23 protein-coding genes are annotated in these 26,205 nt (G+C 61.2%); 6 read left to right on the plus strand and 17 right to left on the minus strand.

Translation table 11 applies throughout. The features are described from left to right. Positions 1-507 (minus strand): GNAT family N-acetyltransferase, encoded by a 507-nt coding sequence (locus E2A64_RS17160; RefSeq protein ID WP_133285742.1) that lies wholly within the window; start codon positions 505-507, stop codon positions 1-3. A 236-nt stretch (positions 508-743) separates the two neighbouring features. Between E2A64_RS17160 and E2A64_RS17165 the strand changes: the two genes are divergently transcribed. Together E2A64_RS17165 and E2A64_RS17170 are read left to right on the plus strand one after the other, a co-directional pair. Further along, on the plus strand, positions 744-1,736 hold the full coding sequence (locus tag E2A64_RS17165) for a glutathione S-transferase family protein (protein ID WP_133285743.1): 993 nt from the start codon (positions 744-746) through the stop codon (positions 1,734-1,736). Between the two features lie 95 nt (positions 1,737-1,831). Further along, positions 1,832-2,221, plus strand: coding sequence for a DUF302 domain-containing protein (locus tag E2A64_RS17170; RefSeq protein WP_133285744.1), 390 nt, complete (start codon positions 1,832-1,834; stop codon positions 2,219-2,221). A 9-nt stretch (positions 2,222-2,230) separates the two neighbouring features. Here E2A64_RS17170 and E2A64_RS17175 read toward each other — a convergent pair whose 3' ends face one another. The 3 genes from E2A64_RS17175 to E2A64_RS17185 form a co-directional block, all read right to left on the minus strand. After that, positions 2,231-2,992, minus strand: a complete 762-nt coding sequence (locus tag E2A64_RS17175; RefSeq protein WP_133285745.1) for an ABC transporter permease — start codon at positions 2,990-2,992, stop codon at positions 2,231-2,233. After that, entirely contained in the window at positions 2,989-3,915 is a 927-nt protein-coding gene (locus E2A64_RS17180; protein WP_133285746.1) for an ABC transporter ATP-binding protein, read from the minus strand. The genes E2A64_RS17175 and E2A64_RS17180 overlap by 4 nt, the downstream gene beginning before the upstream one ends. A gap of 90 nt (positions 3,916-4,005) precedes the next feature. Continuing rightward, the gene (locus tag E2A64_RS17185; protein ID WP_428977502.1) at positions 4,006-4,509 is read right to left on the minus strand and encodes an NUDIX domain-containing protein; all 504 of its coding nucleotides are present in this window, start codon (positions 4,507-4,509) and stop codon (positions 4,006-4,008) included. 57 nt (positions 4,510-4,566) lie between these two features. On the opposite strand from E2A64_RS17185, the gene E2A64_RS17190 reads away from it, so the two are divergent. Further along, positions 4,567-5,490, plus strand: coding sequence for a metallophosphoesterase family protein (locus tag E2A64_RS17190; RefSeq protein WP_133285748.1), 924 nt, complete (start codon positions 4,567-4,569; stop codon positions 5,488-5,490). Position 5,491: 1 nt separating this feature from the next. On the opposite strand, the gene E2A64_RS17195 is transcribed toward E2A64_RS17190, so the two are convergent. From E2A64_RS17195 to E2A64_RS17220, 6 genes are all read right to left on the minus strand, one after another. Continuing rightward, positions 5,492-6,169, minus strand: a complete 678-nt coding sequence (locus tag E2A64_RS17195) for a hypothetical protein (RefSeq protein ID WP_133285749.1) — start codon at positions 6,167-6,169, stop codon at positions 5,492-5,494. Positions 6,170-6,275: 106 nt separating this feature from the next. Further along, positions 6,276-7,064, minus strand: a complete 789-nt coding sequence (locus E2A64_RS17200; protein ID WP_158285796.1) for an alpha/beta fold hydrolase — start codon at positions 7,062-7,064, stop codon at positions 6,276-6,278. After that, positions 7,061-7,690: a hypothetical protein gene (locus E2A64_RS18090; protein ID WP_244598348.1), complete on the minus strand. Its 630-nt coding sequence runs from the start codon at positions 7,688-7,690 to the stop codon at positions 7,061-7,063. The genes E2A64_RS17200 and E2A64_RS18090 overlap by 4 nt, the downstream gene beginning before the upstream one ends. Further along, positions 7,690-7,917: a DUF2188 domain-containing protein gene (locus E2A64_RS17210; RefSeq protein WP_133285751.1), complete on the minus strand. Its 228-nt coding sequence runs from the start codon at positions 7,915-7,917 to the stop codon at positions 7,690-7,692. The genes E2A64_RS18090 and E2A64_RS17210 overlap by 1 nt, the downstream gene beginning before the upstream one ends. A 104-nt stretch (positions 7,918-8,021) precedes the next feature. Beyond that, positions 8,022-9,743, minus strand: a complete 1,722-nt coding sequence (gene leuA / locus E2A64_RS17215) for a 2-isopropylmalate synthase (protein ID WP_133285752.1) — start codon at positions 9,741-9,743, stop codon at positions 8,022-8,024. 317 nt (positions 9,744-10,060) lie between these two features. Next, positions 10,061-11,125, minus strand: coding sequence for a PAS domain-containing sensor histidine kinase (locus E2A64_RS17220; protein WP_133285753.1), 1,065 nt, complete (start codon positions 11,123-11,125; stop codon positions 10,061-10,063). Positions 11,126-11,296: 171 nt separating this feature from the next. Between E2A64_RS17220 and E2A64_RS17225 the strand changes: the two genes are divergently transcribed. Continuing rightward, positions 11,297-12,094, plus strand: coding sequence for a glutaredoxin family protein (locus tag E2A64_RS17225; protein ID WP_244598349.1), 798 nt, complete (start codon positions 11,297-11,299; stop codon positions 12,092-12,094). A gap of 76 nt (positions 12,095-12,170) precedes the next feature. Here the strand turns inward: E2A64_RS17225 and E2A64_RS17230 are convergent, their stop codons facing one another. The 5 genes from E2A64_RS17230 to E2A64_RS17250 all read right to left on the minus strand — a co-directional run bounded on the left by E2A64_RS17230 (position 12,171) and on the right by E2A64_RS17250 (position 17,844). Next, entirely contained in the window at positions 12,171-13,580 is a 1,410-nt protein-coding gene (locus tag E2A64_RS17230; RefSeq protein WP_133285754.1) for a DEAD/DEAH box helicase, read from the minus strand. Between the two features lie 305 nt (positions 13,581-13,885). Then, a complete protein-coding gene (locus E2A64_RS17235; protein ID WP_133285755.1) occupies positions 13,886-14,785 on the minus strand; it encodes a cation diffusion facilitator family transporter in 900 nt (299 codons plus the stop codon). Positions 14,786-14,788: 3 nt separating this feature from the next. Next, positions 14,789-15,145 (minus strand): c-type cytochrome, encoded by a 357-nt coding sequence (locus E2A64_RS17240; RefSeq protein WP_244598350.1) that lies wholly within the window; start codon positions 15,143-15,145, stop codon positions 14,789-14,791. 23 nt (positions 15,146-15,168) lie between these two features. After that, entirely contained in the window at positions 15,169-17,358 is a 2,190-nt protein-coding gene (locus E2A64_RS17245; protein WP_133285756.1) for an anthranilate synthase, read from the minus strand. Positions 17,359-17,613: 255 nt separating this feature from the next. Next, positions 17,614-17,844 (minus strand): hypothetical protein, encoded by a 231-nt coding sequence (locus E2A64_RS17250; RefSeq protein WP_133285757.1) that lies wholly within the window; start codon positions 17,842-17,844, stop codon positions 17,614-17,616. A gap of 390 nt (positions 17,845-18,234) precedes the next feature. Between E2A64_RS17250 and E2A64_RS17255 the strand changes: the two genes are divergently transcribed. After that, positions 18,235-20,508, plus strand: a complete 2,274-nt coding sequence (locus tag E2A64_RS17255; protein ID WP_133285758.1) for a TonB-dependent hemoglobin/transferrin/lactoferrin family receptor — start codon at positions 18,235-18,237, stop codon at positions 20,506-20,508. Positions 20,509-20,577: 69 nt separating this feature from the next. On the opposite strand, the gene E2A64_RS17260 is transcribed toward E2A64_RS17255, so the two are convergent. Continuing rightward, positions 20,578-22,257, minus strand: a complete 1,680-nt coding sequence (locus E2A64_RS17260) for a formate--tetrahydrofolate ligase (protein WP_133285759.1) — start codon at positions 22,255-22,257, stop codon at positions 20,578-20,580. 125 nt (positions 22,258-22,382) lie between these two features. Beyond that, positions 22,383-25,514 carry a bifunctional proline dehydrogenase/L-glutamate gamma-semialdehyde dehydrogenase PutA gene (putA, locus tag E2A64_RS17265; protein ID WP_133285760.1) on the minus strand — a complete coding sequence of 1,044 codons (3,132 nt, stop codon included), beginning with the start codon at positions 25,512-25,514 and terminating at the stop codon, positions 22,383-22,385. Between the two features lie 107 nt (positions 25,515-25,621). Between putA and E2A64_RS17270 the strand changes: the two genes are divergently transcribed. Beyond that, positions 25,622-26,089: an Lrp/AsnC ligand binding domain-containing protein gene (locus E2A64_RS17270; protein ID WP_244598352.1), complete on the plus strand. Its 468-nt coding sequence runs from the start codon at positions 25,622-25,624 to the stop codon at positions 26,087-26,089. The last annotated feature ends 116 nt before the right edge of the window (positions 26,090-26,205 follow it).

Consider the following 26,205-nt stretch of genomic DNA (forward strand, 5'->3'; position numbering starts at 1 on the left):
TCACCCGCGATTGCGGTGCCTGATCTCGCCTTCGAGATCGTCAGCCGTCAGCGTCTCGAAACAGGCGGCAAGCACCCGGCGCTGATCGACCGGCCCCGGCATCTTCAAGGCGCCCGGCCGCGTGGGCTGGAAACCGAGAGGCCCGTAATAGGGCGGATCCCCGATCAGAATAACCGCATGGCTGCCGGCGCGTTTCGCCCCGGCGACCGCGATCCTGACCAGTTCGCGCCCGATGCCGAGATTCTTGTGCGATGGCCGCACGGCAAGCGGGCCGAGAAGATGGGTCGGCGTATTCCCGGCCAGAATGGGCGTCATCCGCACGGAAGCGATCGTTTCGCCGTTGTCGGCGCAAACGAAGGAGAGATGGCGGTCGTGCGGCCCCTGCTCGCGAATGCGTTCGGCTGCGCGCGTAAAGCGTCCCGGTCCGAAAGCTTCCTCGTTGATGAGGTCGATTGCGGCGTCATGGGAAGCGTCTTCGGTGAGATAGACGAGATCGAGCTTGGACATGGGATTTTCCGGACAGGAGACTGAGAACGAGAACGCAGAAAGTGTCCCGCGTTTTCACGCGAGCGAAATCTTCAGCGTCGTCGGGTCGTCCGGCAGGTCATCAAGCTTTCATCTCCTTGAGGCATCGCTGATAGCAGAGCCCCCCGGCCGCGTCTACGGGAAAACACACCGTTCACCCCCTTCGCCTTCGAAAGCGGGCCGATTTGCCCTATGTTCCGGGAAAAGGAGTTTTGATCATGGGTATGCTCGACAATGGCGTCTGGAAGGACGTGTGGTACGACACCAAGTCGACGGGCGGGAAGTTCAAACGCTCGACGTCCTCGTTCAGAAACTGGGTGACGAAGGACGGCTCCGCGGGCCCGTCCGGCGAAGGTGGTTTCAAGGCCGAGGCCGGCCGCTACCATCTCTACGTCTCGCTCGCCTGCCCCTGGGCACATCGTACGCTGATCTTTCGGGAGCTGATGGGACTTCAGGATGCAATCAGCGTCGACATCGTCGACTACCATATGGGCGAGAACGGCTGGGAGTTCAAAAAGCGCGACGGCGCAACCGGCGACAGCCTGATGGACAAGGACTACCTGCACCAGGTCTATACGGAAGCCGACCCGCACTACACCGGCCGCGTCACCGTACCGGTTCTCTGGGACAAGCAGAAGAAGACCATCGTCTCCAACGAATCCGCCGAAATCATCCGCATGTTCAACTCGGCCTTTGCCGGGATCGCAGATCCGAAGGCTAACGACTTCTATCCCGAAGAGCTTCACGACGAGATCGATGAAATCAACGACCTCGTCTACCGGACCGTGAACAACGGCGTCTACAAGGCCGGATTTGCAACCGAGCAGGATGTCTACGAAAACAACGTCAACAAGCTCTTCGACACACTCGACAAGCTTGAAAAGCGACTTTCCGGCCAGCGCTATCTCGTTGGCGGAACGCTGACAGAAGCCGACTGGCGGCTTTTTACCACGCTCATCCGCTTCGATCCGGTCTATGTCGGCCACTTCAAGTGCAACATCCGCCGCATCGCGGACTATCCGAACCTTTACGGCTACATGCGCGAACTCTACCAGATGCCCGGCATCGCCGGCACGGTGAATTTCAAGCACATCCAGCACCACTATTACGGCAGCCACGGCACCATCAACCCGAACGGCATCGTGCCGGTGGGCCCGGTGATGGACCTCGATGCGCCGCATGGTCGCGACAGCCTCAAACAGGCTGCCTGACACACCAGGGCCCGGCGATCATCCGATAGCCGGGTCTTGTCATATAGAATTTACTGCATATATCTGAAGCAGACCATTCATTACGGGAGTTTCAGATGGCCTACACCATCGACCGCACATTCTCCGGCGCGAGCTTCGACGAAATCGTCGAGCGCACGCGTTCCGCGCTGTCCGACAACGGCTTCGGCGTCCTGACGGAGATCGACGTCTCCGCCACCATGAAGAAGAAGATCGACAAGGACGTTCCGCCCTATCTGATTCTCGGCGCCTGCAATCCGAACATGGCCTATCAGGCGATCGGCATCGAGCCGAAGATCGGTGCGATGCTGCCGTGCAACGTCATCGTGCGGAAGACCGGCGGCGACGACGTCACCGTCAGCGCCGTCGATCCCGTCGCTTCCATGCAGGCGATCGAGAACGAAAAGCTTCACTCCGTCGCCGGAGACGTCCGCTCGATGCTGGAGACCGTCGTCAAGGCGATCTGATCCGCCACCTTACGAGCGGATCTTGAAGCCGGTCTTGTACGTCCACCAGATCACGCCGAGGCAGAGAACCAGGAACAGCGCGATCATGGCGAGGCTCACGCCCACAGCGACATCCGCCATGCCGAAGAAGCTCCAGCGAAAGCCGGAGATCAAATAGACGACGGGGTTGAACAACGCCACCGTCTGCCAGCCTTCGGGCAACATCTCGATAGAGTAGAAGCTGCCGCCCAGGAACACCAGCGGCGTGACGACGAGCAGCGGCACCAGTTGCAGCTGCTCGAAGTTTTTCGACCACAGCCCGATGATGAAGCCGAACAGGCTGAACGAGATGCAGGTGAGCGCGAGGAAGGCGAGCATGGCCAACGGGTGCTGGACGTGCAGGTCGACGAAGAAGAACGCCGTGCCGAAGATGATCATGCCGATGAAAAGCGACTTCGTCGCCGCCGCGCCCACATAGCCGAGCACGATTTCCACGAACGACACCGGAGCGGCATTCACTTCATAGATCGAGCCGATGAATTTCGGGAAATAGATCCCGAACGAGGCATTCGAGATACTCTGCGTCAGCACCGAGAGCATGATCAGGCCTGGCACGATGAAAGCGCCGTAGGAGATGCCCTCCACCTCGTCGATGCGCGAACCGATCGCCGCACCGAAGACGATGAAATAGAGCGAGGTCGACAGAACCGGAGAAATCAGGCTCTGGGTGATGGTCCGGAAAAACCGCGCCATCTCGAAATAGTAAATGGAGGAAACCGCGCGGAAGTTCATGCCTGTTCCTTTACCAGTCCGACGAAGATCTCCTCGAGGGAACTCTGTTTCGTCTCGATGTCACGCAGCGTCAGCCCGGCGTTCTTGATGTCGGTGATCAGCGAGGTGATGCCGGTACGCTCGCCATTGGCTTCGTAGGCGTAGACGAGGGTCTGCTTGTCCGCGCCGAATTCCAGATCGTATCCAGCCAGCGCCGCGGGAATTTCGGCGAGCGGTTCGGTGAGCTCGATGCGGAGCTCCCGGTGCCCCATGCGGCGCATCAGCGAACGTGTCGGCTCGACCAGCAGGATCTCTCCCTTGTTGATGATGCCCACACGGTCGGCGATGGCCTCGGCTTCCTCGATATAGTGGGTCGTCAGAATGATGGTGACGCCTTCCTTCTTCAGCTGGCTCACGACCTCCCACATATCCTTTCGCAGTTCCACGTCGACACCCGCGGTCGGCTCGTCGAGAAAAAGGATCTTGGGGCTGTGGCAGAGCGCCTTGGCAATCAGGACGCGCCGCTTCATTCCACCCGAGAGTTCACGCGTCATCGCGTCCTTCTTGTCCCATAGGGACAGCCGGCGCAGCACGTTTTCGAGAAATTCGGGGTCGGGCCTCTTGCCGAAGAGGCCACGGGTGAAACGCAGGCCGTTATAGACCGTCTGGAAGGGTTCGAGCGCGATCTCCTGCGGCACCAGGCCGATGAGCTCGCGCGCCTTGCGGTAATCGCTGACGGTATCGTGCCCGCCCACGAGGATGCGTCCCTCGGAAAGATTGACCAGCCCGCAAATGATGGAAATGAGTGTCGTCTTGCCAGCGCCATTCGGCCCGAGAAGGGCAAGGATCTCACCTTCCTCGATATCAAGATTGACGTCCTTGAGCGCGTGGAAACCGCCCTCATAGGTCTTCGAAATATTCTCGACCTTGATAATCGGTGCCATGGGAAATGTGTCCGGAAAATTGGATCGTAAGATGAGCGGGAAATGTAAGCACTTGCCAGCGGGTTTCAAGTCGCACGAGCGCGATCCCCGTCACCAGAGAGCTTCCTGCTGACGCTTTCCGGCAAGCTCCTCGATCCGCCTGCGGGTGGCAGCCGTCGTTCCCTCCGGCAGGGCGTCGAGCCTGAAGAAGCCCGTCTCGACAATTTCCGCATCCGGCGCTTTGGGCGCGGTCTGCCGCACGAGACAACGGTAGAAGGCAACATGGTCGCGCCTGGACGTGCGCCGATTGTAATAGAGAGCCAGAAGCTCCGGCACGCCTATAATGGCCAGATTGCCCTCCTCCTGCAGCTCCCGCGCCAACGCTTCGCCCGCGGTCTGGCCGCGCTCGACGCCACCGCCGGGCATGTGCCAGCCGGGTACATAGGAGTGTCGCACGAGAAAGATCCGCCCCTCCTCGTCGAAGCAGGCCGCGCGCACGCCGAAGGTCATGGCACGGCTCAGAGCGAACCAGATATGGATGACGCGTGTCACCAGCCGCGCCCGGAACGAACGCATTTCCGGCGGGCGACCGCCATATTCCTGATCAGCCTTCATGTTTTCATTCGGCCCCTGCGCTTGCCGCGCATGCACCCCACCGCTATGTGAGGTGTCATGTTCCGCCTGGCTCATATTTCCGACGTCCATCTGGGTCCCCTGCCCAAGGTCTCCCTTTCCGAACTCGCTTCCAAGCGTATCACCGGTTATGTGAACTGGCGACGCAATCGCCGCAAGCACATGTTCGGCACCGCGCTCGAAGAGATCATCGAGGAGATGGCCGAGACCGAACTCGATCATGTCGCCATTACCGGCGATCTGGTCAATCTCGCAACCTCGACCGAGATCGAGACCGTCACGCAGTGGCTCGAGGTCAATTTCCTGCCCGAGCGGACGACGCTCGTTCCCGGCAATCACGACGCCTACGTGCCCGGCGCGCTCAAACATGCGGTCAAGGCCTGGAAACCATGGATCCTGGCCGGCGGCGAGGCCCATGGCGAAGGCACCTATTTTCCCACGCTCACCGAACGTGGCGACTGCGCCATCATCGGCATCTCGTCGGCCAACCCATCGCTGCCCTTCATGGCGACGGGCGATTTTTCCAGGAAACAGGCGAAGAAGGCCGGCGCCCTGCTGGCCGATGCCGGACGGCGCGGCAAGTTCCGTGTGGTGCTCATCCACCATCCTCCCGTCGAGGATGCGGCCAGCTGGCACAAGCGCCTGAAGGGCATCGGCAAGTTCCAGAAGATGATCCGCAAGAACGGCGCCGAACTGGTCCTGCATGGGCACACCCATCTGGATTCGCTCCATCACATCGCGACCGACAGGGGCAACATACCGGTCGTCGGCGTCGCCTCGGCGAGCCAGGGCCCCAAAGGCAAGAAGCCCAACGCCGGTTTCAACATGTTCGAGATTACCGGCAAGCCCGGCGAATGGCACCTCGTTCACCGTCGCTATACGCTCAACGACGACGGCCGTACCGTAAGCGAGAACACGCAAGCGCCCCGTGCCGCGACGCAAACGCCGGTGCCCGTGGGCTGACCTAGTTGAGCAGCGCGGTAATGCGGTCCCAGAATGCCGCGACAAGCGCCGCCGCCCCCGCCACGCATCCGAGGATGAACCACGACGCGCCGATGACGAAGCCCGCGCCCTTGCCGGGTTTTCTTTCGGGAACGACCGGTGCGGGCTCGATGGGCGCGGATGCGATGGCCGCCGGCTGCGCGGATCGGGAGGGACGCTCTTTGCGCCTGTCCTCTTCGGCCTCCAGGGCAAAACCATTCTGGCGCATGGCATCGAGATCGCCCGAAAGCATCCGCTCGCGCTCGATCACCCTTTCCGCGATGTAACGGGCCACGGTATCGGCGGCTTCCCTGACGTCGTTGGCTTCACCCAGAATGACGCGCCCGAGACGCGTATCGCGCACGACCCGATAGAGCCGCCGGTCGGGGCCCATATGCACATGGGCGACCGCATCGATCCAGAATCGCGGCTGCTGGCCGGTCGATATGCCGAAGTCGAACCTGTCGTCGGCGGGATCGACATCGTCGATCACCGATTGCAGCTCTTCGGCAAGCAGTTCGAGGCGGGCGCGATCGGCATCGCGCATGTCGACGACCACATCCGAACGCTCGGCAGCGGCGATCTTGACCTCGCGCACGATGTCGGTCAGCCGGCGATCGACGCCCTTCCGGCCGTGATTGTCGTTGCTGTTGTTGCTCATGACATTCTCCCGCTCCGGACCCGCATGCCGGGACAATCCGGCATATCCGGATGGTTAGGAATGTCTTAACACGGAAGGCGTTCCGCTGGCGAGTAGCCGAGCGTGGTTACGCCGGCCCCGGCGCAACTGCAGCGCGCAGAAAATCGGCCACGTCCCCGGGCCTTTCCTCGGGCAGCATATGTCCGGCACCGCCGAGCACCTCGAGGATGAAATTGGCCGGAAGATCGCCCTTGTCCGGACAGGGCAGAACCGTGTCGTCGGCTCCCCAGAGCGCGCGAACCGGCATCGGCAAGGCTGAAAGCTGCTCTTTCGGCAACACGCCCTGCCCCCTCTCGCGCCCGTCGGGGAACATCGCGGCATAGGTTTCGGCCAGGGCCTCCATCGCGCCGGGGGCTTGCCGGAACTCTGCAGCCGCCTGGAAGTATCCCTCCGGCACGTCGAGCCCCGGCCCTGCCATCTGCCGGATCACGGCTTCGAGTTCATCCGCATCCTCCGCCTTGGAGAACCGCTCCAGAAGACCCGCTTCGATGTCCGGGGCCATGCCGCCCGGGGCGATCAGATTGAGCGAGAGAACCTTGTCCGGTGCGCGCATCGCGACAAGTGCTGCCACTGCGCCGCCCATCGAGTGTCCGGCGGCATGAAACCGCTCGATCCCGTTCTCTTCGAGCGTCTCGAGGATGGCCTTGGCCATCCGTCCGGCGCCGCCGCGCCCGTCGGAATGGATGGATTTGCCGTGCCCCGGCAGATCGAAGATGATCAGCGGAACATCGTTCTTGAGGAGGGGAAAGACGCGGTTCCATGTCCGCATATTGCCGCCGAAGCCGTGAAGCAGGACGAGAGGCGCTCCCTCTGCCTTGCCGATCCGCCGGAAAGCCGGGTCATTGCGGCTACTCAAGTTGGCTGCCCTGATTCCATCCATTCAATCATGGCATCCAACAGTTCGTTGGTCGGGTATTCCAGTATGTCCTCCTCGGAAGAACCGCGACGAAGTTCGCGCTCCCAATACCACTCTTGAAACGCAGCATACTTACCCTGAATTTCCGAGGGACCAATTTTTGGAGCGTTCGCCTTCGCGACAAGCCAATTCCTGACAGAGCGGATTATCCTTATGAAATCCCCTCCGTGGGGCTGAATATCCCAACCGGATATGTCGGAAAGCGCTCTTTGATAATCCCATTTGTCGGCCTCCAAAACCAGAATGGCCTTCTCCTGGAGCGACTCCGCCCCAAAACGACTGCAACCGTAATCAATGCCAAGCTCAAACGGCATATTCATACGGGCATACTCACCCGCCTCAACCGCTTTACAACGACTGAGGTCATGGATTCCGTATTTGGAACTCCGAACGAGATCCAAAATGCGGTTAAGGCGAGGATTAGCGTTATTTGCATCCTCAGGCGCCAAGCGAGGAAAGAATCCCAAATAAATAACGCAAAAGGCCATCGCCTGAAGCAACGGCTGATATTCATCATCAAAGGGACAATTTATGAAGACCGAATTTTCAAAGGACGCAACCAACATCACCCCTTAGGTGGGAATGGATTACTGCCGTAAGAACTTCTCTCTCTAATTCGCCCGTCCGCCCCATGTATATATAGCTCAGTTTTCTGATTCTTCGCAATCTCACGCCCTTTGGCGATCGCTTCTTCCTGAGTACTGAAACGACTGGTCACTTTTGACGAGCCGGCCTTTCGGACGCTCCATTGCTTGTTTCCAGTCCGGACAACATGCTGGCCTTTGCGAGACATGACGCACCATCCACTCGATTGTTCTATTCGAGAATATAATAAACTCTGACGAGAATTTCATCAGGGAAAAGCGCCCGGAGGATGTTCCGGGCGCTTGTATTCGGTCAGGCGCTTTCCTGCATCTCGAGATAGCGGTTGGCCGCCGACACCACCGCGGCCAGCGAGGCGGCCACGATATTGGTGTTGATGCCGACACCGTAGACCTTGCCGGCCGGGCTTTCCATTTCCATGTAGCAGATCGCCGCCGCGTTGGAGCCGTGCTGCAGCGAGTGCTCGGAATAATTCGCCACAGTCATCTCGAAACCGAGATATTTCGACAGCGCGTTGACGAACCCGTCGATCGGCCCGGTGCCGCGACCCTCGATCTTTTTCGTCTCGCCATTGTCAACGATCTCCGCTTCCACCTGACGAACCTGCTTGTTGGAACTGTCGGTATGCGAGTGATGCTCGACGAAGTCGAGGCGCGCGCCAGGCTGCTCGACATAACGCTCGATGAAGCGTTCATAGATCGCCTTGGACGGAAGTTCCTTTCCTTCCTCATCCGTGATGCGCTGGATATCCTCGCGGAACTCCACCTGCAGGCCGCGCGGCAAATTGAGCCCGTAATCCTGGTTGAGGATGTAGGCGATGCCGCCCTTTCCCGACTGCGAGTTGATGCGGATGATGGCCTCGTAGGTGCGTCCCACATCCTGCGGGTCGATCGGCAGATAGGGCACTTCCCAATGCGGATCGTTGGCGACCTTGATCGCCTTCATGCCCTTGTTGATCGCATCCTGGTGCGAGCCTGAAAAGGCGGTGTAGACCAGCTCGCCCACATAGGGATGACGCTCCGGAATCACCATCTGGTTGGAATATTCGTAGACATCCTTGATGCGCTCGATCTCGGTGCAGTCGAGCTTCGGATCGACGCCCTGGGTGTACATGTTCAGGGCGAGCGTGACGACATCGACATTGCCGGTGCGCTCGCCATTGCCGAACAGCGTGCCTTCGACGCGGTCGGCACCTGCCATCAGACCCAGTTCGGTGGCTGCGATGCCGGTGCCGCGGTCATTGTGCGGATGCAGCGAAATGATGACGTTGTCGCGATTGTCGATATTGCGGCACATCCATTCGATCTGGTCCGCATAGATGTTCGGCGTCGCCATTTCCACGGTGGACGGCAGGTTGATGATGAGCTTGTTGTCGGCCGTCGGCCGGACTTCCTCGATGACCGCGTTGCAGATTTCGAGCGCCACTTCCAGCTCGGTGCCGGTAAAGCTCTCCGGCGAATACTGGAAACGGTAACCGCCGCCCGCCTTTTCGGCCATGTCGGTGATCATCTTGGCGGCATCGACGGCGATCTGCTTGATGCCGGCGACGTCCTTGTTGAAGACGACGCGGCGCTGCAGTTCCGAGGTCGAATTGTAGAAGTGGATGATCGGCTTGACCGAGCCTTCCAGCGATTCGAACGTACGCGTGATCAGTTCCGGCCGGCACTGCACCAGCACCTGCAGCGACACATCGTCGGGGACATTGCCCTGTTCGACGCACCAGCGGGCAAAATCGAAATCGGTCTGCGAGGCTGACGGGAAACCGATCTCGATTTCCTTGAAGCCCATGTTCAGGAGCAGCTGGAACATCCGCGCCTTGCGGTCATGGCCCATCGGGTTGACCAGCGACTGATTGCCGTCGCGCAGATCGACCGAACACCAGATCGGCGCCTTGTCGATAATCTTGCCCGGCCAGGTCCGGTCCGGGATGTTGACCTGCGGATAGGCGCGGTACTTGGCCGATGCGTCCGGCATACCGGGGGTGGCGGATCGCTTCTGGTTGGAAGTTGCGTCCATTGTCATCTCTCGCTTTCGCTCCGGCGCGGCATTAGGTGCCTGCTGAAAACCGGATTTCGACTGTCTAGTCAAGTTTGTGGGATCTGGCTTGAGAGGAGCTTGCGCATACGGCGGATCGACCGCCGGTCGCTCCTCAACGGGCCCGGCGATCGCCGCTAAGCGAGAGAAGAAGGAGGCCGCCGAGAAGCGCACGCGAACGCGCCGCGAAAACTGCGGCGTCGATCAGGGCTGATGTGAAGGCGGTCTTTTTCATGCGCTCCCAATACGCCAAGCCCCGTGGGAAGGCAAGCGGGAACTACACCGTGCGAAGAAAGCGATCAGAAGTCGAGGTTCCGGGAGTTGGAAATGATGTTGTACTCCACGCCTTCCGGCCGGTAGTCGATCTTGGCATTGCCTTCGAAATGGGCCGCGACGAAACGCTCGATCAGCTTGGTGCCGAAGCCCTGGCGTGTCGGCGGTTCCACCGGCGGTCCGCCATGCTCGCTCCAGCGAAACGAGAATTGCGTGTCCGCAAGTGCCCACTTGATGTCGATCCGTCCCGTATCGCTCGACAAGGCACCATACTTGATCGAGTTGGTGAAAAGCTCGTTGAGCGCCAGCGACAACGACAGGGCCTTGCGCCCCCGGAGCGCGATGACCGGTCCGTCTATATCGATGCGTCCGAGCGCAGTCATCCGACTGCCGACAATACTGTCGACGAGTTCCTTGATCGTGGCTTCCGGGTGATCCTCGGCCGTCAGCATCGCCTGGGCTTCGCCAAGTGACTTCAGCCTGTCCTGGAACACGGCCAGCTTGGCTTCCGTCTCCCCCTCACCTCTGAACGTCTGCCCTGCAAGCGCCGAGATCATCGCCACCAGATTGCCCATCCGGTGCCGGAGTTCAGCATTGACCGCGGAGACCTGCCTTTGCACCAGCACGGTTTCCGTGGTCTCCATCACCGTGTCCATCATTCCGCAGATGCGGCCGGTCTCGTCATAAATGGGGCTGTAGCAGAAGGTGAAATAGCAGTCTTCTTCGTAGCCGTGACGATTGATGGTGAGCGGGAAGTTCTCGATATAGATGCTCTCGCCCTGATAGGTCTTCTCCGTCATCGGACCGATCTGGTTCCAGACTTCCGACCAGACATCGCGAAACGAACGCCCCATGGCCTCGGGCTTGTGGCCGAGAATGGGCGCGAAGGCGTCATTATAGATCGTGGTCAGTCCCTCGCCCCAGACCAGCGCCTTCGGGAATTTCGAGGAGAGCATCAGGCTGACGATCGTCTTGAGCGAATTGGGCCAGCCTTCAGGATGTCCCAGCTCGGTGTTTTCCCAGTCGAGATTGCGGATTTTATCTGCACTGGTGCCGCTTCCACTCAGGAAGGACAGGCCATGATCGGCCATCGCAAAGCACCTCCAAACGCATAATCGCGCAAGACAATCATATCATCACCGGCACTGAGCGCTATAATATTTGACATGCCGCGCCATGCGCAACCGGCTCCGGCCGGACGATGGAACAATCCGGCTTCCTCGGTGGTTTGGCTTGAAACGAAATCAAAGGGGAGTTGCTCCATGACGACCGCAACGGAAGTCCGAAATCCAACCGCCTCGGACATCGCATCGGACGCGAAAGTCGCGACCGTCTACCGGATGGTCATGCCCGATCATGTCTGCCCCTACGGTCTGAAGACCAAGGCGCTGCTAGAGCGCAAGGGGTACGAGGTCGATGACCACTGGCTCGAAACCCGGCAGGAAACGGACGACTTCAAGGAGAAGCACGGCGTCAGCACCACGCCGCAGACCTTCATCGACGGCAAGCGCATCGGCGGCTATGACGACCTCCGGGAATTTTTCGGACAGGACGTGCCGAAGGAAGGCGACACGACCTATCAGCCGGTGATCGCCATCTTCTCGGTCGCCTTCCTGATGGCGCTCGCCTTCGCCTGGTCAGCGATCGGAACGGTGCTCGACTTCCGCGTGATCGAGTGGTTCATCGCAATCGCGATGACGTTGCTCGGCATCCAGAAACTGCAGGATGTGGAAGGCTTCTCGACCATGTTCCTGAACTACGACCTTCTGGCGCGTCGGAAGGTGGAATACGCCTATGTCTATCCTTTTGCCGAAACACTGGCTGGTGTGCTGATGATCGCCGGCGCGCTTGCCTGGCTGTCCGCCCCGCTTGCGCTCTTCGTCGGCACGGTCGGCGCGGTATCCGTCTTCAAGGCCGTCTATGTCGACAAGCGCGAACTCAAATGCGCCTGCGTCGGAGGATCATCATCCGTCCCGCTCGGCTTCATCTCGCTGACGGAAAACCTGATGATGGTCGCCATGGGGCTCTGGACGGGTGGTCGCTGGCTCGCAGGCATCTGAACCTGATCGGCCGCGCCAACGAAAAAGGCTCCCCGGATTCCGGGGAGCCTTTCGCATGTCTGAAGCTTTGCGGCGATCAGCCGGCGGCGCGCTGGCCGCCCTGACCGTTACCGCCACCGCCGGACTTGCGGCGCTTGGCGCGGAACGGGCGCTTGCCTTCCGGACGCGCTGCCTGGCCTTCACCGGAGCCGGCTTCCGGACGACCGCCCGGCTTGCCGTTGCGCGGGCGGCGGCGCTTCTGGCCGTTGCCGTTGCCGGCCTTCTGACCGCCCCGACCGGAACCGGTCTTGCCGGACCAGCCGCGATGACCGCGGCGCTGGCTTTCCTGCGGCTCTTGCTCGGCGCCCGAGGTTGCTTCCGCGATGCCCTCAGGCGTGGCGAGAACCGGAATCGAGAGCTTGATCAGCTTTTCGATATCCTTGAGCAGCGGACGCTCGTCCGGCGCGCAGAAAGCGATTGCGAGACCAGCCTTGCCTGCGCGGGCCGTACGGCCGATGCGGTGAACATAGACTTCCGGCACATTCGGCAGGTCGTGGTTGATGACCAGCGTCACGCCGGGCACGTCGATGCCGCGTGCCGCGATATCGGTCGCGACGAGGACATGCAGCGTGCCGTCGCGGAAACGCGCGAGCGCCTTCTCGCGCTGTCCCTGCGACTTGTTGCCGTGAATTGCGGCCGCCTCGATATTGGACTGGGCGAGCTTACGCACCAGCTTGTCGGCACCATGCTTGGTACGGGCAAACACGATGACCCGGTCGCCCTCGTGATCATGGATCACCGCGGCGAGTGCAGCGGGCTTGTTGCCGCTGTTGACATGCATGACGCCCTGCTCGATCCGGTCTGCGGTGCGCGCGGCAGGCGTCACCGCGACTTCGACCGGATTGCGCAGATACTTGGCCGACAGCTTGCGGATCTCGTCCGGCATGGTGGCCGAGAACAGCATCGCCTGGCGCTTTTCCGGCAGATGGCCGAAGACGCGGCGGATCGCCGGCATGAAGCCGATATCCATCATCTGGTCGGCCTCGTCGAGCACGACGAAACGGGTTTCATCGAGCGAGACCGCGCCTTGGCGAATGAGGTCTTCGAGACGCCCCGGCGTGGCAATCAGGATCTCGGCGCCGCCCGAGAGATTCTTCGTCTGCGTGTTGATGGACAGACCGCCGACGGCGAGCACGCTGCGCAGCTTCACACGGCGGGAGAAATCGCGCACCGACTTGTGGATCTGGGCGGCGAGTTCGCGGGTCGGCGACATGATCAGCGCATGGACCTTGCGCGGTTCTGCGCGGCGGCCGCCGGAAATCTTCTCGATGAGCGGCAGCGAGAATGCAGCGGTCTTGCCGGTGCCTGTCTGGGCGAGACCGACGACGTCGTTGCCCTTGAGCGCGGCAGGAATGGCGGCGAGCTGGATCGGTGTCGGCTCGGTGATCGAGAGCGAGTTCAGCGCGTCTAGGATCGGCTGTGAAAGGCCGAGTTGTTCAAATTTCATCTTGTCTTTCTTTCGGGCCGAAATGCGGGGCGCACGCAATTCTCATCAAACAGCGCCACCATTGCGTTCGGCAAACGAGTGTCACCCGGTGCGCGGGACTGCGCATCGGGGGGTCTTGTTTCTGCGCATCGCCGCCGGATGCACGTTGATTCTTCAGGTGGGAAAAGGGGGATCAGTTCGCGCCGCCAGCCCTCATTGGCTGGTCCTTACGCGCGAGAGCGGCCGAGTGGCCCCCATCCGGTTACGCCGCATAAGCCTGACAAAAGCGGCAAAGTCAAGGAATTCCGGTTTTCTCCTCCGGCGCGCTACTTGATCAGCACGCCTTCCTCCTTGGCCTTGTACGCGGGTTCGACGTGGATTGTCACCGTGACACCCGGTACTTCGGCCTTGATCACGCTTTCCAGCCGATCGCAGATCTCGTGGCTTTCCTCCACGGTCATCTGACCGTCGACGACGAGGTGGAATTCGACGAAACGCACCGCTCCGGCCACTCGCGACTTGATGTCGTGCGCCTCGATGGCGCCGGTCGCATTGGCCGCGATCACGTCACGGATACGGCTTTCCTCCATCGGATCGATCGCCCGGTCCATCAAGCCGTCGATCGAGGTACTGATGACCTTCCAGCCCTGCCAGAGAACGTTGCAGGCCACAACGAGCGCCAGCAGCGGATCGAGGATTGGCATGTCGAACGCGAGCGCCAGCACCAGGCCGGCAATGACGCCGCCCGAGGTCACGACGTCCGACATGATGTGATGGCCGTCGGCTGCCAGTGCCGGAGAGCGGTGGGTTCGGCCTTCGCGGATCAGAATGAAGGCCCAGACACCGTTGATGACTGCTGCGACGGCATTGACAGCCAGACCTGCGAGCGGCGCCTCGATCCGTTCCGGCTCGATGATGGCCGGCCAGGCCGCGTTGACGATCATGAGTGCGGCAAGCGCGATCAGGACCCCCTCGATGACGGCGGAAAAATATTCGGCCTTCGAGTGGCCGTAGGGATGGCCCTCGTCAGCCGGCTTGTGCGCATAGCCGATGACGAAAAACGCCACCAGCGCCGCGATCACGTTGACGATGGATTCCAGCGCGTCCGACAACAGCGCCACCGACCCGGTGATGTACCAGGCGCCGAGCTTCAATCCGAACACGATGAAGGCCAGCGGGATCGTCCAGAAGGCGAGCCGCCGAACCAGGGTTGCCCCTTGTGTCAAACCTCAGTCCTCCTGGATCGTATCGATATAGGCGAGGATGGCCTCGACCTGGTCGGGACGGGCAACGAAATCCGGCATGTCCGGATGGCCCGAGGTGATGTGTCCGGCGGCGAATGCCTCTTCCAGCGCATCGAGCGGGTAGCGGCGTGAAAGCGTACGGAACGGCGGTGCCTGATCGTGCGGGCTGGCATCACGCACGCCAACCGCATGGCAATTGGAGCAGTTCAACTCGACGAGTTCCCGCCCCTCTTCGACGAGGGGATCCCCGGCATGCGCCAGACCGGCCGTCAAGACGATGGAGCATGCGGCCGCCACGTGCCAGCCACCCTTTCGCATGTTGTCGGCCATCTGAAAGGACATTCCGCTCTCCCAGTCTCAAGGGTTCAGGCGGCGCGCTCCCTCGCGCGCTTGGCCAGATGCGCCACCACATTCTCGATCATGCGCATGCCGGCATCCTGCCCCAGCGTCATGATCGATTCGGGGTGGAATTGCACGGCCGCAATCGGCAGTTTCTCGTGTTCGATTGCCATGATCACGCCGTCGTCGGTTTCCGCGGTCACCCGGAACTCCTTCGGCAGGGAGGAATAGTCGGCGAAGATCGAGTGATATCGACCGACGGTCACCTCGTTCGGCAGCCCGGAGAAGATCACCCCGTTCCGCGACACCTTGATGCGCGAGGGCTTGCCGTGCATCGGGATCGCAAGCTGCCGGAGATCGCCGCCGAAGCTCTCGGCAAGGGCCTGCAAACCGAGACAGACGCCGAACATCGGCAGCTCACGCCTCCTCGCCGCCTTGATCGTGGCGTTGGTATTGAAGTCCTTCGGTGACCCCGGTCCGGGCGACAGCACCACGAGATCCGGATCAACTCGATCGAAGATTTCTTCGGGCACCGGCGACCGCACGGTCGTCACCTCCGCGCCGGTCTGGCGGAAATAATTCGCCAGCGTGTGGACAAAACTGTCCTCGTGATCGACGAGCAGGATACGCACGCCCTCGCCCACATTCGAGGCGTCGCGGCCGGAAGCCGACGCATTGCCGAGCCGTGCATCCCGGATTGCCGAGATCATCGCCGAGGCCTTGAGTTCGGTTTCGGCTTCTTCGTCCTCCGGGACGGAATCGAACAGAAGCGTGGCGCCGGCGCGGACTTCCGCCACGCCATCCTTGACGCGGATGGTGCGCAGCGTCAGCCCGGTATTCATGTCGCCGTTGAAATTCACCATGCCGATCGCCCCGCCATACCAGGCGCGCGGGCTCTTCTCGTTGTTCTCGAGAAAACGCATGGCCCAGAGCTTCGGCGCACCGGTCACCGTCACCGCCCATGTGTGTGACAGGAAGGCGTCGAATGCATCCATGCCGTCACGCAGACGGCCCTCGATATGATCGACCGTGTGGATGAGACGCGAATACATCTCGATCTGGCGGCGGCCGATCACCTTCACCGAACCCGGTTCGCAGACGCGGCTCTTGTCGTTGCGGTCGACATCCGAGCACATGGTGAGTTCGGACTCGTCCTTCTTCGAATTGAGCAGTTTCAGGATCTGCTCGGAATCCGAGATCGCATCGTCGCCGCGCTTGATCGTGCCCGAAATCGGGCAGGTTTCCACCCGGCGACCGTTGACGCGCACGAACATCTCCGGCGAGGCGCCGATCAGATATTCCTGGTTTCCGAGATTGATGAAGAAGGAATAGGGCGACGGGTTGATGGTCTTGAGCCGGCGCGAGATTTCGGACGGCTTGCTTTCGCAGCGTTCGAAGAAGGTCTGGCCGGGCACCACCTCGAAGAGATCGCCGCGCTGAAAACTCTCCTTGGCCTTGCGCACCAGTTCCGCATATTCGCCGGGCTGGTGATCGCCACGCGGGGGGATCGTGTCGGCAGACCTGAAGTCCTGCGGTGCGATATCGCCGTTCCTGCCCGCGGTGGTGATGTTGCCGAGAGCGAAGTCATAGCGGTCGATCCAGGCCTTGGCCGAATAATGGTCGACCACGAGGATCTCGTCGGGAAGATAAAGCACCATGTCGCGCTGGTCTTCGGGACGTTCGAGCTTGAACGGCACCGGATCGAACTGGAAGGTCAGATCGTAGCCGAACGCCCCGTAGAGGCCGATATTGCCGTCCTCGGACGAATGGAACAGGTCGGTGATCACACGCAGGACCGAAAACACGGTAGGCGCCTTGGAGCGCTCCTCCTCGGCGAAACTCCGGTCGGGTACTGCAACCTGGATTTCCACGAGGTCGGGCGAAGCGGAACTGACCGCGAAATCGGCATGACCTTGGAGCTTCGGCGCGATGATGGCGATCAGCGCCTGGCCGCGCTCGTTATAGGCTTCGAGCCGCACCGTCCGGTCGCGCGAGACGACACCGAGCGGCGGATCGACGATCGCCGTGTCCCAGCGGGTATAGCGGCCCGGATATTCGTAGTTGGAGGAAAAGACCGCTCCGCGGCAGGAATCGAGCTTGTCGATATAGCTCGAGATCGCCTCGCCATAGGCTGTCGGCCTGCGCCGCCGCGTGACTTCGATACCACCGCGCGTGGTGTAGCCCTCGCCGCCGTCTGCCAGTTCCACCGTTACCATCTCACCCTCCGTTTCGCCCGTTTGGTCATGTGCGGACGGCCGAAACAAAAAAGCCGCCTGGACCTGTTCCGGGCGGCTTGTTGATCATGCACACATGCGTGGTCAGCACCGCCTTCAGCGGGTCCACCACCAGTTCATGTTCTGTGCGCGATATTCCATGGCGTTCTCCTTACCGAAACGGGCGCGGCCGCGCAAGATGGATTGCTGGCAGAGACCCGTTGCGGCCTGCAATATCGGTCGCAGGCCGGCCCTGCCTCAGCCCATGTCGTAGGTGATGAAGACCAGGGTCACCAGCATGACGATCGCGGCTGCCACATAGAACGTGATCAGGCCGGCAAATCCGAAGATCGCAACCGAGGCGATGGCAAGCCCGATGATGGCCGCGAAGAAGATCGAAGTCTGCCGGACACCCTTGCGATAGGCGGCGTCATCGCCCGCGTCATGGGTCTTGGAAAGTTCGGCATTGGAGACCTGGCTATCGGTCATGATTTCATTCCTTCGGCGGCGCGGTCAGGCGGCAACAAACGTGCTGGATTGGCGGCAGGACAAGGCATGAGCGGCGGGCAAGCCTGTCTGCGGCTTTCGATACAAGGAACCGCGCCCTTTCGCAACGCGGCAAAAGGGCACGGTTACGAAAGGAAAAGAAGGCTGTCCGGCGACCATCCGTCCAAACTTGACAAAAGCTCTCCAGTTTTTGTTGACTCAAACGATCATGTTTTTTATGTGCCTTCATCGTGGTGCACGGACAGAGGTTCGAAGACCACCTCATAAGCCAGCCCTCTGGACGGATTTACCGCCCGACAGCCAGCCGATCACGTTGAGTCTCAGGAAGCGCAAGACGCGGACGGCCACGCGCGCTTCCGACAGGGGGTATTCATGTACGTAAGGTCTAATTGGCGCGCCATCCTCGCGGGCAGCAGCACTTTGGCGCTTCTCGCAACGCTTCCTGGCACTGCTTTCGCACAGGCAGCCACTTCGGGAGCGACTGAACTCGAAACCATCAGCGTAATCGGTGAAGGAGAGGCCGCGGATAAATCTCCGTTGACCCAGACCACGGATCGCGAAACTTTGGATCAGCGGCAGGTTGTCAGCTTCGAAGATTTCGCCCGGCGCGTTGACGCCGGTGTCAATTACAACTCTTCCAACAAAAGCATTAACCTCCGAGGCCTGGGTGACAATCGCGTCCTTACCCTCGTCGACGGCATCCGCCAGCCTTGGCTGACAGACCCGCGGGATGACGCCAAGGGAGGTGTCAACGCCTATGATTTTGACAGCATCTCCGCGCTCGACATCACCAAGGGCGCCGACTCGAGTCGCTACGGCTCTGGAGCGCTCGGCGGCGTGATCAACATTCGCACACTCGATCCCGAAGACCTCATCAAGGACGGAAGAAATTTTGGCGGAATAGTAAAGTCGACCTATGACAGCGCCGACGAGAGTATCAGCGGATCGGCCGCCGCCGCGGTCCGGTCAGGCGACAGCTGGTTCATGGTCCAGGGCGGCTACAAGCAGGGTCATGAACGAGACAATCAGGGTACCATTGGCGGTTACGAAGCGGATCGTACCATCGCCAACCCGATGGATTTCGACCAAGGCAATTTGCTCGCGAAATTCCATCAATATATCGAGGGCGGACACAGGCTTGGCCTGACCGCCGAATTGTACCGGCGCGATGACGACACTGACAACCTGCTCGGAACTACATCCGCAGATACCGGCACCGTTCTCTACGAACCCGGCACACTGAAAACCGGGGAAATCGTCGATCGTCAGCGCCTATCGCTATCCTATGATTTCCTTTCTCCCGACAATAGCGACTTCGTCGATGAAGCGAGCGTCCAGCTTTACTGGCAGAAGCAAAAACTCAATGGCACAACCCACGGCATTCGCGAGATCGACCCTCGCATGTTTGCTCCCGGTGGAGCGGCGTTGTTCTATGGCCCTCCATATGGTGTCTATAGCCGTGACAACCTGCTTGAACAGACAGCATACGGACTGACGGCAGACGCTTCCAGGGATCTGGCCCTCGGAGAACTCCTCCATACGTTGCGTTTTGGCGGAGAAGCCTATCTCCAGCAGACCCACCAGTATTCAGGTGGTATTGATAATTGTCCGGACGTCGATTGGGAGACAATCGCCCAGCCATACGGACCTCAAACCTGTCGTTTCCTGCATACGAATGCGTCAGACATGCCGGATGTCGACAGCACGGTTCTCGGCTTCTTCGTCGAGGACGACATTCAGCTGATGGACGGTCGCCTCACCCTCACACCTGGCATTCGGTTCGATTGGTTCAGCCATGACCCGAAATCAACCACAGCCTACGAGGATAGCCCGAACTACGATCCGTCATTTCTGCGAGCTACCGACGATTTTGGCATTTCGCCGAAATTGCGCCTTGCCTGGAAGGCGACAAGCGATCTCGAGGTTTTTGCCCAGTGGGCTCAAGGCTTCCGCGCCCCGTCCGTCACGGAACTCTATCAGAACTATGGCGCTCCGGGATCCTATGCCAGAATTGGCAACCCCGACCTCAAAACCGAGCGCAGCGACAACTTCGAGATCGGCGCGAATTATAGCTCCGGTGATTTTGCTCTGTCGGCAACGGTCTTCAACTCCTATTACCGCGACTTCATCGACACGGTCACCTTGGCGCCACCCGGTGGGGAATATCCTGTCGGCGGGATCCAAGGATATATCAACCGCGCCCACGTCAATATTTTCGGCGTCGAACTGGCAGGTCGGTGGAACATCACGAATGAATGGAGCACATGGGGTTCGCTTGCCTGGACCGAAGGTCGCGACACCGATACCGACGAATACCTCAATTCAGTCGCTCCTCTGAGGGCGATCATCGGGCTGGGCTATGCAAAAGAGAATTGGGGCGCGGATGTTTCGCTGACGGCCGCTTCGGAGCGCAACCATGTCAGCGGAAGCGGCTTCGTCGCCCCATCTTACGGGGTGTTTGATACGACCTTCTGGTGGGAGCCCGCGCAGGTGGAAGGCCTAAAGCTCCAGGCTGGCATCTACAATATCTTCGACGAGACCTATTGGGATGCGGTCAGCGTTCCCAACGGCGTGAGCGACACACGGCGGGATTACTATACAGAGGCGGGCCGATCATTCCGTGTGTCTCTGACGAAGACATTCTGAAACCGCAGGTCATTATTACAGACAAGCCTCGCTGCCTTTCAGCGGGGCTTGTTTTTCCGTGGTCGGTCCTCAGAACAGGCCCTCGATGTCGCCATTCTCCGACAGACCGATCCGCTCCGAGGATGGCGAGCGCGGCAGGCCCGGCATCGTCATGATGTCGCCGCAGACCGCGACGACGAAACCGGCGCCCGCCGAAAGCCGGACCTCGCGCACCGGCAGCGTGTGTCCGGTCGGAGCGCCGAGCTGCTTCGGGTCCGCGGAAAACGAATACTGCGTCTTGGCCATGCAGACCGGAAGCTTGCCGTAGCCCTGCTCCTCGAAGCGGGCGAGATCGTCGAGAACCGGTTTGGGTACCGTCACCTCGCCGGCGCGATAGATGCTGCGCGCCACCGTCTCGATCTTTTCGAGAAGCGGCATGCTGTCGGGATAGAGCGGCGAGAACTGCGCCTGTCCGCTCTCGGCGATTTCGGCCACCTTGTGCGCCAGCTCTTCCGTCCCGTCCGAGCCCTGCGCCCAGTGCCGGCAGAGGATCGCCTCGACGCCGAGAGCGTCGCAATAGTTCCGGATCGCCTCGATTTCATTGAGACTGTCGGTGGCGAAATGATTGATCGCCACGACCACGGGCACGCCGAAGCTCTGCACATTCTCGACATGGCGACCGAGATTGGCGCAGCCGGCCTGAAGCGCGCCGATATTCTCGGTCCCGAGCTGGTCCTTGGCGACGCCGCCGTTCATCTTGAGCGCGCGCACGGTAGCCACGACGACGGCGGCAGCCGGGCTGAGGCCTGCCTTGCGGCACTTGATGTCGAAGAACTTCTCCGCGCCGAGATCCGCGCCGAAGCCTGCCTCGGTGACCACGTAATCTGCAAGCTTGAGGGCGGCGCGGGTGGCGACGACCGAATTGCAGCCATGGGCGATATTGGCGAAAGGCCCGCCATGCACGAAGGCCGGCGTATGCTCGAGCGTCTGCACGAGGTTGGGCATCATCGCGTCCCGGAGAAGCACGGTCATCGGGCCTTCCGCCTTCAGGTCGCGCGCGAAGACCGGCGTCTTGTCGCGCCGCGCGCCGATGACGATATTGCCCAGCCGCCGCTGCAAGTCCCTGAGATCGCGCGCCAGGCACAGGATCGCCATGACTTCGGAGGCGACCGTGATGTCGAAACCGCTCTCGCGGGGATAGCCGTTGGCGGGACCGCCGAGCGAGGAAACGATCTGGCGCAGCGCGCGATCGTTCATGTCCACGACCCGTCGCCAGGTCACCCGGCGCACATCGATATCAAGCTCGTTGCCCCAGTGAATATGGTTGTCGATCAGCGCGGCGAGCAGGTTGTTGGCCGTGGTGATGGCATGGAAGTCGCCGGTGAAATGGAGATTGATATCCTCCATCGGCACCACCTGCGCCATGCCGCCGCCGGCCGCCCCGCCCTTGATGCCGAAATTCGGGCCCAGCGAGGGTTCGCGCAGGCAGATCGCCGTTTTCTTGCCGATGGCCGACAGCCCGTCGCCGAGGCCCACCGTGGTGGTGGTCTTGCCCTCGCCCGCAGGTGTCGGGCTGATGGCCGTCACGAGGATCAGCTTGCCATCCGGACGATCGGCAAGGCTGTCGATGAAATCTGCGGAAACCTTCGCCTTGTCATGGCCATAGGGCAGGAGATGCTCGCCCGGAATGCCCAGCCTTTCACCGATTTCGCCGATCGGCTTCTTGCTTGCGGCACGCGCGATCTCGATGTCGCTTCTGAATTCAGCCATGAAAAGGCCTCCCCGAAAAATCCCGTCTTTCGGAGAAGCCTTAATCGTCTTTGGCAAGGAATGCACGACCTGAAAGAACTTCCGGCCAGCCGCTCTCTCATGCCGTTTCCGACATGGGGAGCGGGCTATCCGTCGCCCATCGCAATCAGGCTGGCATTGCCACCGGACGCCGCGGTGTTGATCGAGACGACCTGCTCGAGCGCGAAGCGGGTCAGATAGTTCGGACCGCCAGCCTTGAAGCCGGTGCCCGAAAGCCCCGAACCGCCGAACGGCTGAGTGCCCACCACCGCGCCGATGATGTTGCGGTTGACATAGACATTGCCGGTATCAAGGCGATCGACAACCTTGCGGACCAGATCCTCGATACGGGTGTGAACGCCGAGGGTCAGCCCGAAGCCTGTAGCCTCGATCTTGTCGAGGACCGTGTCGAGGTCCCTGGCCTTCCAACGCACCACGTGAAGGACCGGACCGAAAATCTCGCGATCGAGCGCCTCGGCGCTGGACAGATCGACGATGGTCGGGGCGAAGAAGGTGCCTTCAGCCGGCACCTCGCCCTGAAAGCGCACCTTCTGCGTCTTGCGCATGGTCTCGACATGCTCGGTGAGCATCGCTTTCTGCTCGTTGTCGATCACCGGACCGATATCGGTCGAGGCCAGCATCGGATCGCCCAGAACGAGTTCGCGCGCGGCACCCTCGATCATTTCCAGCATGCGGTCGGCCACGTCCTCCTGCACGAAGAGAAGACGCAGGGCCGAGCAGCGCTGGCCTGCGGAGCGGAAGGCGGACATGACGACGTCATCGGCCACCTGTTCGGGCAGCGCGGTGCCATCGACGATCATCGCATTGAGGCCGCCCGTCTCCGCGATCAGCGGCACGATCGGGCCGTCCTTGGCGGCAAGCGTCCGGTTGATCGCCTGTGCGGTCTGGGTCGATCCGGTGAAAGCCACGCCGCCCAGTTTCGGATGTTTCGTGAGGGCGGCACCGACATCCCCCTCACCCGGCAGGAAGATCAGAGCATCCCCCGGGACCCCGGCATCGTGCAGGATCCGGATCGCCTCATAGGCAATCAGCGGGGTCTGCTCGGCCGGCTTGGCGATCACGGCATTTCCGGCGGCAAGCGCCGCGGTCACCTGGCCGAGGAAGATCGCCAGCGGAAAGTTCCAGGGCGCGATGCAGGCGAAAACCCCGCGTCCGCGCCAGCCCAGGCGGTTGTCCTCACCTGTGGGACCAGGCATGGCAGTCGGCGCGCCGAACATCTCGCGCGAGCGGTTGGCATAGTAGCGCAGGAAGTCTGTCGCTTCCCTCACCTCGGAAATGCCGTCCTCGATCGTCTTGCCGGCTTCGCGCGCCAGGAGCGCCAGCAGCCGGTCGCGCTCGGCTTCGAGCTTGTCGGCCGCGCGCTCCAGAATGACCGCTCGCGCCTCGGCCGAGGTTCGCGACCAGGTCCTGAAGCCCTTGAGAGCGGCTTCCATCGCAGCATCCACGTCGGAAGGCTGTGCGAAGACCACAGTCCCCACCTTCAGCGAGGGATCATGCGGCGCGCAGACGGTGAGCGCCTCGCCCTTCACGGTCAGCCCCGGCACCAGCGGCACGGCATCCACCGGAGCGGTGGAGCGCTGCATGTTGCCCGTCACCTCGTCGAGTTCATGCCGGTCGCCGAATTCGATGCCCGAGGAATTGCGCCGCCCGCCATAGATGGCGCCGGGCAGCGGGATGTTGGAGTTGCGCGCCGACCGGCCGTCCTCGATGCCAAGCTTCGCCGCGGGACGCTCGAGCAGATCCGAGATCGGGATTTTCCTGTCGCCCGCGACCGCGACAAAGGATGAGTTGGCGCCGTTTTCAAGCAACCGCCGCACCAGATAGGCCAGCAGGTCGCGATAGCCTCCGACCGGCGCGTAGACGCGGCAGGACACCCGCTCGTTCGTCTTCATAAGGCTGTCGTAGAGCACTTCGCCCATGCCATGCAGGCGCTGAAACTCGAAGCCCTTCAGTTCGCCCGCCATCTCCATGATGGTGGCAACGGTCAGGGCGTTGTGAGTGGCGAACTGCGGATACAGCACATCGCGCATGTCGAGCATCTGCCTTGCGCAGGCCAGATAGCTCAGGTCGGTCGCCGCCTTGCGGGTATAGACCGCGTAGTCGTCGAGCCCGCGCTCCTGCGCCCGCTTGATCTCGGTATCCCAGTAGGCGCCCTTGACGAGCCGCACCATCATCCGCTGCCCCGTCGACCGGCACAGGTCGCCGATATGGGCGATCACTTCCGGTGCACGTTTCTGGTAGGCCTGGATCGCCAGGCCGAAACCGTCCCAGCCGGCGAGCGAAGGATCGGTGAAGACACGATCGATGACATCGAGCGACAATTCCAGCCGGTCCACTTCCTCGGCGTCGATGGTGAAGTTGAGATCGTGCGCTTTCGCCATCTGCGCCAGTTCGATCACGTCGGGCACGAGTTCCTCGAGCACCTTCGCGGCATGGGTCGGCAGATAGCGCGGATGAAGTGCCGAGAGCTTGACCGAGATGCCCGGACGATCGGGCAGCTTCTTTCCGGCATTCATCTTCTTCGCCGCCTTGCCGATCGCCGCAATCGCGTCCGCGTAGGACTTGAAATAACGCCTGGCGTCGTCGCGGGTCCGGGCCCCTTCCCCCAGCATGTCGAAGGAGTGGCGATAACCCCGCGCTTCGTTCTTCGCCGCGCGCGACAGGGCATCCTCGATGGTTTCGCCGAGAACGAAATGGTGGCCGAGAAAGCGCATGGCCTGCCGCGTCGCTGTCCTGACGGTGGGCATGCCCATGCGCTTGACGAGACCGCGCATGACGCCTTCCGGCGTCTCGCCCGGCTTGATGACGCGGGCCGACATGCCCAGAGCCCAGGCGGAAGCCGATACGAACCAGCTTTCACCATGCGCTTCGTGCTCGCTCCAGTGTCCCTCGCGCAGCTTGTCTTCGATCAGCTTGTCCTGGGTGAGCGCATCCGGCACCCGCAGGAGCGCTTCGGCCAGCACCATAAGTGCCAGGCCCTCACGGGTCGAAAGTCCGTATTCGCGCAGGAAATCCTCGACCCCGCCGATCGTCCCCGCCCCGTCGCGGATCGCTTCGATCATCCGGGTGGCTCTCAGATCGATGGAGCGTTCCTGGGATTCGGTCAGTATGAGCTTCCTGCTGAAAGCCCGGATCAGGCGGTCGTCGTCCGGCGCATGCGGCGCGTGGAACGGTTCGACAGGCTTGGTGTCGAAAGTGGTGCGGGCGGAAACAGGCATCGAATGAACTCCCCGTGTTTTTCACACCATACTGGAAGCATGATTGGAAATCTCACCGATTATCGCTACCCTGACGGGGATAAAACTCGCATTCAGGAGATATTGCCGTGAATTCCAAAAGCCTGGACCGGATAGACCGCAAAATCCTGCGCACGGTGCAGGATGACGGCAAGCTGACGAACCTCCAACTTGCGGAAAAGATCAACCTGTCGCCGACCGCAACCGCCGAGCGGCTCAAGCGCCTGACCCGCGACGGCTTCATACTCGGCTATCAGGCGATGTTGTCCCCGGAAAAGCTGGATCTGGGCATGCTGGTCTATGTCGAGGTCAAGCTCGACCGGACCACGCCCGACGTCTTCGACGAGTTCGCAAGGGCCATTCGCAAGGCGGACGAGGTCATGGAATGCCACATGGTGGCAGGCGGCTTCGACTATCTCATCAAGGCAAGGGTTCAGGGCATGGAAACCTATCGTGCCTTCCTTTCGGATGTGATCCTTTCGCTCCCCGGAATTCGCGAAACGCACACTTATGCGGTCATGGAAGAAATCAAGAACACCGACAAGCTTCCCGTCTAAAGCCTTACGGTGTTAACTGTTTTCGTTCACGAAAAAACTCGACCACAGCGAGCATGGATGGTGACGAGCACCAATTTCGCGTATTAATAAAGCTGACACATGATCAGGTTCACCCC

Origin of the sequence: Pseudohoeflea suaedae, assembly GCF_004354915.1 — a bacterium.
In the GTDB taxonomy this organism is placed as follows: Bacteria; Pseudomonadota; Alphaproteobacteria; order Rhizobiales; family Rhizobiaceae; genus Pseudohoeflea; species Pseudohoeflea suaedae.

Coding starts and splice junctions, on each gene's coding strand:
- E2A64_RS17160 (WP_133285742.1), bottom strand. CDS start 507: ATGTCCAAGCTCGATCTCGTCTATCTCACCGAAGACGCTTCCCATGAC.
- E2A64_RS17165 (WP_133285743.1), top strand. CDS start 744: ATGGGTATGCTCGACAATGGCGTCTGGAAGGACGTGTGGTACGACACC.
- E2A64_RS17170 (WP_133285744.1), top strand. CDS start 1,832: ATGGCCTACACCATCGACCGCACATTCTCCGGCGCGAGCTTCGACGAA.
- E2A64_RS17175 (WP_133285745.1), bottom strand. CDS start 2,992: ATGAACTTCCGCGCGGTTTCCTCCATTTACTATTTCGAGATGGCGCGG.
- E2A64_RS17180 (WP_133285746.1), bottom strand. CDS start 3,915: ATGGCACCGATTATCAAGGTCGAGAATATTTCGAAGACCTATGAGGGC.
- E2A64_RS17185 (WP_428977502.1), bottom strand. CDS start 4,509: ATGAAGGCTGATCAGGAATATGGCGGTCGCCCGCCGGAAATGCGTTCG.
- E2A64_RS17190 (WP_133285748.1), top strand. CDS start 4,567: ATGTTCCGCCTGGCTCATATTTCCGACGTCCATCTGGGTCCCCTGCCC.
- E2A64_RS17195 (WP_133285749.1), bottom strand. CDS start 6,169: ATGAGCAACAACAGCAACGACAATCACGGCCGGAAGGGCGTCGATCGC.
- E2A64_RS18090 (WP_244598348.1), bottom strand. CDS start 7,690: ATGTTGGTTGCGTCCTTTGAAAATTCGGTCTTCATAAATTGTCCCTTT.
- E2A64_RS17210 (WP_133285751.1), bottom strand. CDS start 7,917: ATGTCTCGCAAAGGCCAGCATGTTGTCCGGACTGGAAACAAGCAATGG.
- leuA (WP_133285752.1), bottom strand. CDS start 9,743: ATGGACGCAACTTCCAACCAGAAGCGATCCGCCACCCCCGGTATGCCG.
- E2A64_RS17220 (WP_133285753.1), bottom strand. CDS start 11,125: ATGGCCGATCATGGCCTGTCCTTCCTGAGTGGAAGCGGCACCAGTGCA.
- E2A64_RS17225 (WP_244598349.1), top strand. CDS start 11,297: ATGACGACCGCAACGGAAGTCCGAAATCCAACCGCCTCGGACATCGCA.
- E2A64_RS17230 (WP_133285754.1), bottom strand. CDS start 13,580: ATGAAATTTGAACAACTCGGCCTTTCACAGCCGATCCTAGACGCGCTG.
- E2A64_RS17240 (WP_244598350.1), bottom strand. CDS start 15,145: ATGTCCTTTCAGATGGCCGACAACATGCGAAAGGGTGGCTGGCACGTG.
- E2A64_RS17245 (WP_133285756.1), bottom strand. CDS start 17,358: ATGGTAACGGTGGAACTGGCAGACGGCGGCGAGGGCTACACCACGCGC.
- E2A64_RS17250 (WP_133285757.1), bottom strand. CDS start 17,844: ATGACCGATAGCCAGGTCTCCAATGCCGAACTTTCCAAGACCCATGAC.
- E2A64_RS17255 (WP_133285758.1), top strand. CDS start 18,235: ATGTACGTAAGGTCTAATTGGCGCGCCATCCTCGCGGGCAGCAGCACT.
- E2A64_RS17260 (WP_133285759.1), bottom strand. CDS start 22,257: ATGGCTGAATTCAGAAGCGACATCGAGATCGCGCGTGCCGCAAGCAAG.
- putA (WP_133285760.1), bottom strand. CDS start 25,514: ATGCCTGTTTCCGCCCGCACCACTTTCGACACCAAGCCTGTCGAACCG.